A 10,328-nucleotide genomic window follows, 5' to 3' on the forward strand; every position below is an offset into this window, starting at 1 on the left:
TGTTCTATGTTTTCAGGGATTAATCAGTGTTCTTGTTTGGTCAGCAGCTCGTAACCCGGCAGTGTCAGGAAGTCGACAAGCTCGTCGGCAGTCGTGATTTCCTCCAGCAGCACTGCCGCCTGGGTAAATCTGCCGTGGGTAAAGCGTTCGTTGCCCACTTCTTCTTTTACGTTGGCAAGCTCCTCCACCAGCATCTCCTTCAGCAGGGCCTTGGTCACAAGTTTGCCGTTGGACAGGTGCTTTTGATGGTGGATCCATTGCCAGATGGAGGCACGGGAGATTTCCGCCGTGGCGGCATCTTCCATCAGGCCATAAATGGGTACACAACCATTGCCACTGATCCAGGCCTCGATGTATTGCAGCGCAATGCGAATATTGAGTCGCATACCGTGCTCGGTGCGCTCACCCTCGCAGGGTGCCAGCAGCTCGCTGGCCAAAATCGGGGCATCCACATCGCGGGTGATGTGCAGCTGATTGCAGTGGTCATCACCTATAAATTGGTTAAACACTGCCATCGCCGTTTGTGCCAGACCGGGATGGGCTACCCAGGTGCCGTCATGGCCGTTACGGGCCTCCAGCTCCTTGTCTTTGCATACCCGCTCAAGTACCAGGCGGTTAGCTTCGGCATCTTTGGCTGGAATGAAAGCCGCCATACCGCCCATCGCAAGGGCTCCCCGCTTGTGGCAGGTTTTAATCAGCAGGCGCGAATAGGCACTGAGGAACGGCTTATCCATGGTGACCTGCTGTCTGTCGGGCAACACGCGATCACTGTGGTGTTTTAAGGTTTTGATATAGCTGAAGATGTAATCCCATCGGCCACAGTTGAGCGCCACTATGTTGGAGCGCAGCTCATAAAGGATTTCGTCCATCTCAAACACAGCCGGCAGGGTTTCTATCAAACAGGTACACTTGATGGTGCCCGGCTCGAGGCAGAAGCGCTCTTCGGTAAAGGCAAATACCTTGGCCCACCAACGCGCTTCAAGATGGCTCTCCAGCTTGGGGATATAAAAGTACGGTCCGCTGCCTTTGCTCAGCAACTGACGGTAGTTGTGGTAGAAGTAGAAGCAGAAATCAAACAGGGCTCCCGGGATAGATTGACCGTTAAACTCAACGTGTTTTTCTTTGAGGTGTAAGCCGCGCACCCTGGCAATCAGTACCGCTGGGTTATCGTTCAAGCGATATTCTTTACCGGTGTCTGGCGCTGTGTACTCTATGGTGCCACGCACCGCGTCGCGCAGGTTGATTTGCCCCTGCACTACCTTTTCCCAGCTGGGTGCCAACGAATCCTCAAAGTCGGCCATAAAGACTTTCACGTCAGCATTCAGGGCGTTGATGATCATCTTGCGATCCACGGGACCTGTGATTTCCACCCGGCGATCCCGCAAATCGGTGGGTATGCCTCGAATGGTCCACTTGCCATCCCGAATAGCGCGGGTTTCAGGCAGAAAATCCGGCAACTCACCTTTATCAATGCGAACCTGACGTTCTTTACGCTTCGCCAGTAAGACATCCACGTCGCCTGCAAATCTGGCACACAGGGACTCAAGCAGCGACATTGCTCCTTCAGTAAAGACTTCTTCCTGACCCTGGATTTGATGACCCGCCAGCTTGAGCCCGGTCAGTGTCTGTGGCTGCTCCATAATTTGCTCTGTCATGGTGTTATCCCCGATTGTCGGTTTCCCCGCGGCTTGCGGATTGTATATTGCGTATTTTCACGCCATTACAAGCCAGCAAAAACCGTCAAATGTTCGTTTCAGACCAAAAACTAGCGATAAACATTTGTAATTGCAACAGTCGAAAAGTCGTACAAACGAAGAAATTGCGAGCAAGATCTCACGAAAAAATTGGTCAGACCAAACAGGAAAAACCAATATAAATATTTGTTATTTAACTTATTTTTCTATGACAATTTATTATCACTCAAAACTTGTGTGAAATTTGTCTTACCAACATACCAATACACAAACAAAGTAATTTATTAGGTAATATACTTACATGCCGTAAATTATTTAATACATTAAAATCCGCATTTGACTTTGGTCGTAACATCCAGAATCGTTTCGTGCTGCCCTCGACGTAAGCTTGCATAACTCTTTATTTACAACAACTTAATTAAGGTCGACAAAAAGACAAAGTTAAACGCTTGTTTTAATTTCACCTTTACGTAAACGTAATAAAACAAACAAGGAGAGTGCCGGGGTTTAATACTTGCGTCGCCAGATCAACAAGCCCGCAACAATTGGTTTAATCATGAAAAAATTCAAAATTTTTAAATTTTTTTGCAAAAAATCATCTGATGAACACCACAAATGCCGTTTACCGCCCCGTTGAGGTTCAGAGCCAAGCCCAAGAGCGGGTAACAGTTTGACCGCAACGAAAATGGAAGATGACTCGATTGAACGGCTTGATGTGCATTAAGAGCGCCGAAACAGCAGCCCTTCCCCCCATCGCGGCCGCCGTCTCAGGCAGACGATATTGATTGTGCACTTCGATGGGAGTCAGGCGCAGCTAACCCAGCCCCGCCAGAGTCCTGATTTTACACATCACTGTTATCGTCCCCCTTGAAGCACTAAAAGCACAGCCACGGATAATCGTGAGCTGCACAGGTCTTTACCGGTGCGAGTTATTCTGTATCCAGCCCATTGGTAGTCCTCACCGGATGAAAAAAGACAAACACGATGAGGCTTCGGCCGGAATGGTGGGGATGTGTGAGGCGCTGGATGTAAGATGTCCTGGATGTAAGAGGTGCTTGAGCTTGATGCATGAGAGACTTGATGTAAGAGAGGATGAACGTCAGAAAGGCATTGGCCAGCTGCATGCCATATCAGCACATCTGCCGGAAGATTAGTGGGATGCCGGGATGGGATGGCATCAGCGTGCAGGCCCAGCGTATTTGTCAGACGATTAGTGCAGAAACAGCAGAAACAGCAGAAACAGCAGAAACAGCAGAAACAGCAAGCATCAATATCGATACATCAACTACCAGCGCGCTACTTTAAAGATAGGCCTCTCATTGAATGTTAAGCCGCGCCAGCAAATCAAAACCGCATAAGAGGTTTGCTGATGAGTGGTTAGCCGCTACGGCTATCTCTATCTTAAGAAGTTGCGACCTTATCAGACGGCTCCACGCTTACCTGGGATTGCGCCGGAACTCCTGCATAAGTAGCGCTCTGGTTGGAAGACTCATTGCCGGTTTTACCATCTGACGCCACAGCTGATTGGGCAGCGCTGACTGATGATGACGTTTGATTTCTGCTTTGCGCTGACGAGTTTTCCTTGGTATCGCTGAAAGCCTGAGTATGGTCTCCCTCAAGCTCCGCAAAGCCGTAGCTGACGACCCGGTTGCGTCCCAGATGTTTGGCCCGGTATAAGGCCAAATCGGCTCTCTTTATCATGGGATCCAAGCTTAAGTCACCATTCTGCCACTCGGTCACCCCAAAACTGGCGGTCAGTCTAAAGCTGTGTCCCGAATAATGGGTGTTCACCCCGGCAATGGCCTCTCTGCAGCGCTCAGCCACTTCCACCGCCTGCGCCCCCGAAAGCCCAGGCAAGACCAGCATAAATTCCTCTCCGCCAAAACGGCACAGAATATGATTATCGGCCAATTGTGGCCGAATCACTTCCACCACTTTTTTCAGAGTCCAGTCGCCTGTGGCATGGCCGAACGCATCATTGATCCGCTTAAAATTATCCAAATCCAGCAAAACAGCAGCCGTCGGCTCACCTCGCGCCATACAGCCAATCAACGCGTTTTCCCCCTTCTCCTGCCCCGTGGCCCGGTTATAGGTTCCTGTGAGGCCGTCACGCTGCGCCAGGCGCATGTACTTGTTGCGCTGAGACAATCCGGTTGCCAGAAACACAGATAAAAATAAGGTAATACCCGTCAGCACGGTAGATATCATCAAAGAGCCGGAATGCTCCCGGGAGATGGTTTCCTGCCTCACCAGATAGCTATCCCTTTCACTGTTCAGCAAGGCGATTTCCCGCTGCTGCTCAACAAAATTAAACTTGGCCGCCTGGTACGCCATTTCCCGGGCCTTGGTTTCGTTCAACAGTTCATTGGCATAATGATTTTCATGTTTTTGGGCTTCATAGGCAGTCACAAAGTCGTTGCTTCTCGCCTTCAGTGTGGCCATCACATACCAGGCGTCTTTCAGTGCCTTATTGTCGGCACCTTTGCTGTCGATAGCTTCGACAGCGGCGCTCTCTGCCTTCTCCCAATCACCAATGTCGAGGTAGGCCTTTGCCAGCGCGCTTTGGGTACTGGCAATTTCAAGTTGGAAGCCAAGGGTGCGATACTCTGCCAGCGCCTGCTCCATCAGGGTGATGGCATCCTCAATCAGGTTTGACTCATGGCTGATAAGCCCACGAGACTTAATGGTCATCACAGTAATGAGCCGCCAGCCATGTTCCTGACAATAATCGCCGGTTCGCTGGAACGCCTCCGCAGCACGGGGCAATTCTCCCGACTCCTGAATATAAGCGGCAATATAGAGGTTGGCGTAACAGATATCCTTGGTATTGGCCTCATCAGCCAACTGAAGCGCCCTCTGGGCATAAAGCCCCACCTCTTCATAAAAACCGAGCTGGTAGAAGAGACTCGCCGCCCGAATGTAGGCATTGCGTTGTACGTCCTTGTCTGAAACTGTTTTTACCAGTTCAAGCCCGAGCTTTAGGTAACGAAGGGACGATTCGTAATCACCAAGCAGCTGATAACCTGTGGCAAGGTAGCCATAAACCAAGTGCAAATGACGGGATGAGAACAGTTGTGACTCAGCCACTTTCAGATCATTCACACCGGCTTGATAGGCCCCTTCGTACAATTGCTCTCTGCCCAGAATCATCTTTAACTGACCGAGTTCTTCCGCATCGAGCTTCTTTTCGGCTGTTTTTAAAACATTAATGAGCTCTGTTTTTCTCTCAGAAGGACCGTGCTGCATGTTTATAAGCTCATTCAGCATTGCGCGATAGTCTCCATTCGCCATGGCAAGCCATGGCAAAAAGAGCCAAAGCGCTAACACAAGTGCAGCACGGTAACAGGTCATTTACGCATCATTCCCGTTATAAATCACAACCAGGGACTGGTACTGCTCTTCACCGCCAAGGGCCTTGAGTTTGGCTTTATCGCCACTCATGATGGCTTGAATTTCATCCTCACTCAGGCCGTGCTGGCGCATCACGCCTTCGGGGTCCTTTTTATATGCCTCCAGCAGGGCAGCATCTTCCCCAAGCTGCTTTAAAAAATCTGTCAGTTTTGACACCTGGTTCTCCTTATTTTCCGCTGTCGTGGTTTTGTCGCAAAAGCACTTGCCCCGTCAGGCAAGATCCTCCGGGCTCAGCCCAAGCCGGGCCAATACCTCAAGATTGTATTCAAGCCGCCTGGCAGGCGGCACCAACAGGGTTGTCGCAGGGCCCATGGGGGCGCTTGGTAACTCGTTAAGTTTTACCCGGTGCACACTGGGTTCATGCACCGGCAAAAATGCAGCTTCATAAAGCACAACCTCATGCTCCGGCGGATACCACTGCATCAGATGTTCCACCAACACCTGCAATCTGTCTGAACTGGTATGGAACTTGGTCAGCGTGTGTTCGCCGGCAAGGGCTATTTGCCAAAGCAGCAAATGGCAACATGGGTTAGGCACATGTTGATAAAACAAAAACTGGCTGGCTTCCATACTTTGGTGACCACTTTGCCCGGGGTCGATACCCAGATCGGCCCAAAGGCAATCTTCGGCCGAAATGCCGGGTTCCATCCAGGCATCAAACCCCTCGCTGCGGGCACGGCTTATGGCCATGTGTGGCACACAGGCAAACACGCCCGGATGCCCATAAAACGCCCCTACCACTTTGTTACCCGCTCGCACCGCTGCCAGCATAGCCTCTGTCATTTGCTCGTAGGTTAACCGCCGGCTCTTTACCTCATCCCCCTGAGCGTAAAATTGCTGGAGATTGACCACATTGGGATTCAGTTCCTCGAGATAATGCTGGGCAAAACCATCAGGCAACAAACTGAATACCAGTTCAGCGTTGATAATGTGACTCTTGGCCCGGACACTGATCTGTCCTGCCAACCCTATCCCTGTGCCCACACAGACCAAACTACCCAAGACCTACTCCGAGTTCCTGCTCAAAAGTCACATTTTTATAACTTTCCGGGCGTATTGCAATACACAGGGCACTCTTTTTCACCCTAAACCATCGAGCTAACCCTATTGATAATCAATCATTTTTTAAGAATGCTCTTAATTAGACAGACTTATCAACCCTAAGTATGAGTGATAACAACATAGAAACCAGCGAACCTTCCGGCGCAACCATGGTCAAAATCCGGCAAATGAAGGGTTTTCGGCAACCGCCCTTGTCAGTTTGACCCAGCCTTGGGTATGATGGCCCGCAGTTTTTAAGGAATAAGCACTCACGATGTTGAACAAGAAGCAAAGTCTTACCCTGCTGGGGGCCGCAGCCCTCTCACTGTCTCTCTCTGGCTGCAGTGTTTTTGATTGGCTGGTGTATAAGCCTGATATTCCTCAGGGTAACTACATGGAGCCACAGCAGGTTGAAAAGCTCAGAATCGAGATGACCAAGGAGCAGGCCGAATATGTACTGGGCCGTCCCGTGCTCAGAGACAGCTTCGCCGACGATACCTGGTACTACGTGTATCATTTCAAAAGCGGTCGTGACGCCAGTGTCATTCACAAGGAATTAGTGCTGTATTTTGAAAATAATCAACTGGTTAAAGTAACGGGTGATTATGAACTTTCCAGCGAGTTCAATACTCCACTGGAACAGAGTAAGCTGCCGAGTGTGAATGCCGCCGAAGCCGTGCCTCAGGTGCCTGAACAACGCGGCGATGAAAAGCCTTTGGTGGAAGAAGGCGAGGAAAACGATCCCAGGGCCATTCGCAAGTTCTGATATGAAGGTGTGATTCGCCCAATAAAAAAGCGCCCAGAGGCGCTTTTTTATTGGCTGTTGCTCAGTGATGAGCCTGCCATGGTCACTCAGACCTTCGAATTCGTTTTGTCCGTGATACGGGACTCACCACTTCAGGATTGGATTTTACCACCCGTTACCTTGCTGGCACGCCCCTCGTCCTTGGCTTTTTCCGCCCGCTGGCGTCTGACATCTTTAGGATCGGCAATCAAGGGGCGATAGATCTCAACCCGGTTTCCTGGTTGCAATTCATCATCATGTTTCACCAGGCGACTGAAACTGCCAAGTTTCACCGAGTCGAGCTCTATCTCTGGGAAAAAACTGCAGATATTGCTCTGACGGACAGCCTCAATAAAGGTGGTGCCCGGTGACACCATCACATGAATCACTTTTTGCTTGTGGGGCAAAGCATACACCACATCCACCCCAAATTTTTCAGTCTCACTGGCCATAAATCACCTTGGCCCTGTTGGTAAAGGCCGTCACCATAGAAGATGCCAATTCTTTGAATACCTTGCCAAATGCAAAGTCCGCAAGACCGCTGGAAAATTCGAAGTCCAGCTCAAAATCCACCTTGCATGCATCTTCTGTCAGCTCGGTGAAACGCCACTCGCCAATCAGATGTCTAAACGGACCGTTCTCCAGCTTCAGGGATATTTGCCTGGCCGGGATCACCTGGTTGCGGGTGGTAAAGGTTTTGGCGATACCCGCCTTGGCCACATCCACAGAGGCCACCATGGTTTGTCCGTCAAATGAAATTACCTTACCGCCGACGCAGCCCGGTAAAAACTCCTTGTAAGACTCAACATCATTGACCAGATCGTACATCTGCCGGGCACTGAATCTGACCAGTGCGCTTCGGGTAACCTTAGGCATTCGTGTGTATTCAAACTCTTGAAATTGGATAGGCGCCGATTGTAACACGGCTTGCCTAAAACGCTGCAACCGCCAAAACGATTAAAAACTCATCAACAAAAACATTCGCTTGGCAAAACATGTAAATATTCGCAGGTGGTCAATTCCAAATTACATACCCCACGCTATAATAGCCCGCCTATGGTAAAGAAAAACGCAAAAAAGGCCGCCCAGCCGGCCACGATCGCCCGCAACAAGCGCGCGACCTTCGAATACAAATTCGATGAAAAATTCGAGGCAGGCCTGTCCCTGATGGGATGGGAGGTTAAGTCTATCCGCGCCGGAAAAATCAACATCTCAGACAGTTACGTGATGCTGAAAAACGGTGAAGCCTACTTGCACCACTGCCATATCACCCCACTGCACGCCGCCTCTACCCACGTGGTCTGCGACCCTACCCGTCCGCGCAAGCTGCTGCTTAATCGCCGTGAGCTAGACCGTCTGGCCGGCTTGGTCGAACGCCAGGGCTATGCCATCGTGCCTATCTCCATGTACTGGCGCAAAGGCGCCTGGGTAAAGGTAGAGATTGGTCTGGGTAAAGGTAAAAAAGCCCACGACAAGCGTGATGACATCAAGCAGCGCGACTGGGCCATTGAAAAAGCCCGGGTGATGAAGAACAAATAAGCTGTCTGTTTTCGAACGTAAAACAGACAGTTGATTGTCACTGCCAAATAATGCCTTGGAATTCGGGGCAGCATGGGAGTACAATCAAACCATCTTGGGGGCGATTCTGGATTCGACGGGATTCGCGAAACTCCGGGAGCATGCCGAGGGGCGGTTGGCCTCGTAAAAAGCCGCAAAGTTATAGTTGCAAACGACGATAACTACGCTCTGGCTGCTTAATTAGCGCCAGCCATCTACCACAGGTCTCGCACATGGGCAGTGGATATGATGGTCACCTTACATCGTGCTAGCGAGGGAACCTTGTCTGGGGGTGAACCGCGAAACAGTTCCAGGCTCACCGTTAGAAATCCTGTCTTTCGGAGTTCGAGCGGTTAAATAAAAGAGAGACTAAGCATGTAGCGCCTTGAGCGTAGGTTTTTCGGACGCGGGTTCAAGTCCCGCCGCCTCCACCAAACCTCTGAACTAAGACGTCCCAGGACGTCTTTTTTCTTGCCTTAAATTTATATAAATCAATAACTTAGCGTCTCACAAAATCTCAAGACATCTCACCACATCTTAGGCAATTGGTATACCAGTTGGTATTCCAGAGCAAAGTGTCGTACATTTCTGGAATACCAAACTCGGTGCGAGGTGTTTATGGGCCAGTTAAACGACGCTAAAATCAAAAACTTAAAGCCAGGAGAGAAAGACCAAGTCATCTCTGACGGTGACGGTCTGCAGCTCAGATTGCGTGTGAACGGCACAAAACAGTGGAATTTCAACTACTACCATCCGGTCACAAAAAAGCGCGTTAACATCGGCTTAGGTCGTTACCCGGCGGTGTCGTTGGCCCAGGCACGCAAACTCGCTATGGAGCAGCGAGAGTTGCTTGCCATGGACATAGATCCCAAAGCTCACCGAGAAGCCAAGCTTGAAGAGCGCAAGCAGCAATCCGAGTACATATTGGAGAAGATTGCCGCCGAATGGCTCGAAGTGAAAAAGCACGATGTGACAGCGGACTATGCCACCGACATTTGGCGCTCGTTAGAACGCTATGTCTTCCCATCCATAGGCAACTCACCACTCGCTGATATCACGGCGCCCAAGGTCATCGCCCTATTCCGTCCACTCGAGGCCAAAGGTACCCTGGAAACCGTCAAGCGTCTTAATCAGCGCCTGAACGAAATCATGACCTATGCCGTCAACTGCGGTTATGTGCATTCCAACCCGCTCTCCGGGATCCGGGCTGCGTTCAAAAAACCGAAAAAGCAGAACATGGCCACGATCGACCCCAGTGAGCTACCTAACTTTATTAAAACTGTGGCGCAGGCCTCGATTAAAATCACTACACGCGCACTTATCGAGTGGCAACTGCACACCATGACACGCCCGTCAGAGGCGGCAACGGCCAGATGGGAAGAGTTGGATCTGGAAAAGAACGTGTGGACTATTCCTGCAGAGAAGATGAAACGGCGACGCGAGCACACTATCCCTCTCACACCACAAATGCTGGGTATTCTGGAAGCCATGAGGCCAATCAGTGGCCACAGGGAATACATCTTTCCGTCAGACAAAGATCCCAAGTCCCATAGCCATACACAAACGGCCAACATGGCCATCAAGCGCATGGGCTTTAAAGACAAACTGGTCAGCCACGGACTCCGGGCCCTGGCCAGTACCACCCTCAACGCCCAAGGCTTTGAGCCCGACCTTATCGAAGCCGCCCTAGCCCACGTCGATTCCAACCAGGTTCGCGCAGCATACAACCGCACCGATTACCTCGAGCGCCGCCGCGCCATGATGGAATGGTGGAGCAAGCATATTGAAGAGGCTTCACAGGGAAGTTTGTCGGTTTCGTTTCGTCGAACGGGATGAGTTGA

The 10,328-nt window shown here is 50.7% G+C and carries 10 protein-coding genes and 1 other RNA gene; 5 read left to right on the forward strand and 6 right to left on the reverse strand.

The genetic code is table 11. The features are described from left to right. Positions 1-23: 23 nt before the first annotated feature. Complete coding sequence (gene aceB / locus K0H63_RS13205) at positions 24-1,655, reverse strand: malate synthase A (protein ID WP_220065075.1); 1,632 nt, start codon at positions 1,653-1,655, stop codon at positions 24-26. Positions 1,656-2,786: 1,131 nt separating this feature from the next. Here aceB and K0H63_RS13210 point away from each other — a divergent pair. Continuing rightward, entirely contained in the window at positions 2,787-2,999 is a 213-nt protein-coding gene (locus K0H63_RS13210) for a hypothetical protein (protein ID WP_220065076.1), read from the forward strand. 96 nt (positions 3,000-3,095) lie between these two features. On the opposite strand, the gene K0H63_RS13215 is transcribed toward K0H63_RS13210, so the two are convergent. The 3 genes from K0H63_RS13215 to K0H63_RS13225 are packed head-to-tail and all read right to left on the reverse strand — an operon-like array spanning position 3,096 to position 6,107. Then, a complete protein-coding gene (locus tag K0H63_RS13215; RefSeq protein ID WP_220065077.1) occupies positions 3,096-5,045 on the reverse strand; it encodes a GGDEF domain-containing protein in 1,950 nt (649 codons plus the stop codon). Next, complete coding sequence (locus K0H63_RS13220) at positions 5,046-5,261, reverse strand: hypothetical protein (protein WP_011760495.1); 216 nt, start codon at positions 5,259-5,261, stop codon at positions 5,046-5,048. A gap of 54 nt (positions 5,262-5,315) precedes the next feature. Beyond that, positions 5,316-6,107 carry an SAM-dependent methyltransferase gene (locus K0H63_RS13225; RefSeq protein ID WP_220065078.1) on the reverse strand — a complete coding sequence of 264 codons (792 nt, stop codon included), beginning with the start codon at positions 6,105-6,107 and terminating at the stop codon, positions 5,316-5,318. A gap of 313 nt (positions 6,108-6,420) precedes the next feature. Between K0H63_RS13225 and K0H63_RS13230 the strand changes: the two genes are divergently transcribed. Continuing rightward, positions 6,421-6,912 (forward strand): outer membrane protein assembly factor BamE, encoded by a 492-nt coding sequence (locus tag K0H63_RS13230; protein ID WP_220065079.1) that lies wholly within the window; start codon positions 6,421-6,423, stop codon positions 6,910-6,912. Positions 6,913-7,043: 131 nt separating this feature from the next. Here the strand turns inward: K0H63_RS13230 and K0H63_RS13235 are convergent, their stop codons facing one another. Together K0H63_RS13235 and K0H63_RS13240 are read right to left on the reverse strand one after the other, a co-directional pair. Then, on the reverse strand, positions 7,044-7,382 hold the full coding sequence (locus K0H63_RS13235; protein ID WP_220065080.1) for an RnfH family protein: 339 nt from the start codon (positions 7,380-7,382) through the stop codon (positions 7,044-7,046). After that, positions 7,372-7,806 carry an SRPBCC family protein gene (locus tag K0H63_RS13240; RefSeq protein ID WP_220065081.1) on the reverse strand — a complete coding sequence of 145 codons (435 nt, stop codon included), beginning with the start codon at positions 7,804-7,806 and terminating at the stop codon, positions 7,372-7,374. Before K0H63_RS13240 ends, K0H63_RS13235 begins: the two co-directional genes overlap by 11 nt. A gap of 180 nt (positions 7,807-7,986) precedes the next feature. Between K0H63_RS13240 and smpB the strand changes: the two genes are divergently transcribed. From smpB to K0H63_RS13255, 3 genes are all read left to right on the forward strand, one after another. Continuing rightward, on the forward strand, positions 7,987-8,469 hold the full coding sequence (gene smpB, locus K0H63_RS13245; protein ID WP_203324372.1) for an SsrA-binding protein SmpB: 483 nt from the start codon (positions 7,987-7,989) through the stop codon (positions 8,467-8,469). A gap of 96 nt (positions 8,470-8,565) precedes the next feature. Further along, positions 8,566-8,921: a transfer-messenger RNA gene (gene ssrA / locus K0H63_RS13250) on the forward strand. Between the two features lie 184 nt (positions 8,922-9,105). Beyond that, positions 9,106-10,323, forward strand: a complete 1,218-nt coding sequence (locus K0H63_RS13255) for an integrase domain-containing protein (protein ID WP_220065082.1) — start codon at positions 9,106-9,108, stop codon at positions 10,321-10,323. Positions 10,324-10,328: the final 5 nt, after the last annotated feature.

It is taken from the genome of Shewanella zhangzhouensis (assembly GCF_019457615.1).
Lineage (GTDB): Bacteria > Pseudomonadota > Gammaproteobacteria > Enterobacterales > Shewanellaceae > Shewanella > Shewanella zhangzhouensis.

What these genes read in the sequence shown, in the direction of transcription:
- aceB (WP_220065075.1), bottom strand. Translation starts at nt 1,655, where the DNA reads ATGACAGAGCAAATTATGGAGCAGCCACAGACACTGACCGGGCTCAAG.
- K0H63_RS13210 (WP_220065076.1), top strand. Translation starts at nt 2,787, where the DNA reads ATGAACGTCAGAAAGGCATTGGCCAGCTGCATGCCATATCAGCACATC.
- K0H63_RS13215 (WP_220065077.1), bottom strand. Translation starts at nt 5,045, where the DNA reads ATGACCTGTTACCGTGCTGCACTTGTGTTAGCGCTTTGGCTCTTTTTG.
- K0H63_RS13230 (WP_220065079.1), top strand. Translation starts at nt 6,421, where the DNA reads ATGTTGAACAAGAAGCAAAGTCTTACCCTGCTGGGGGCCGCAGCCCTC.
- K0H63_RS13235 (WP_220065080.1), bottom strand. Translation starts at nt 7,382, where the DNA reads ATGGCCAGTGAGACTGAAAAATTTGGGGTGGATGTGGTGTATGCTTTG.
- K0H63_RS13240 (WP_220065081.1), bottom strand. Translation starts at nt 7,806, where the DNA reads ATGCCTAAGGTTACCCGAAGCGCACTGGTCAGATTCAGTGCCCGGCAG.
- smpB (WP_203324372.1), top strand. Translation starts at nt 7,987, where the DNA reads ATGGTAAAGAAAAACGCAAAAAAGGCCGCCCAGCCGGCCACGATCGCC.
- K0H63_RS13255 (WP_220065082.1), top strand. Translation starts at nt 9,106, where the DNA reads ATGGGCCAGTTAAACGACGCTAAAATCAAAAACTTAAAGCCAGGAGAG.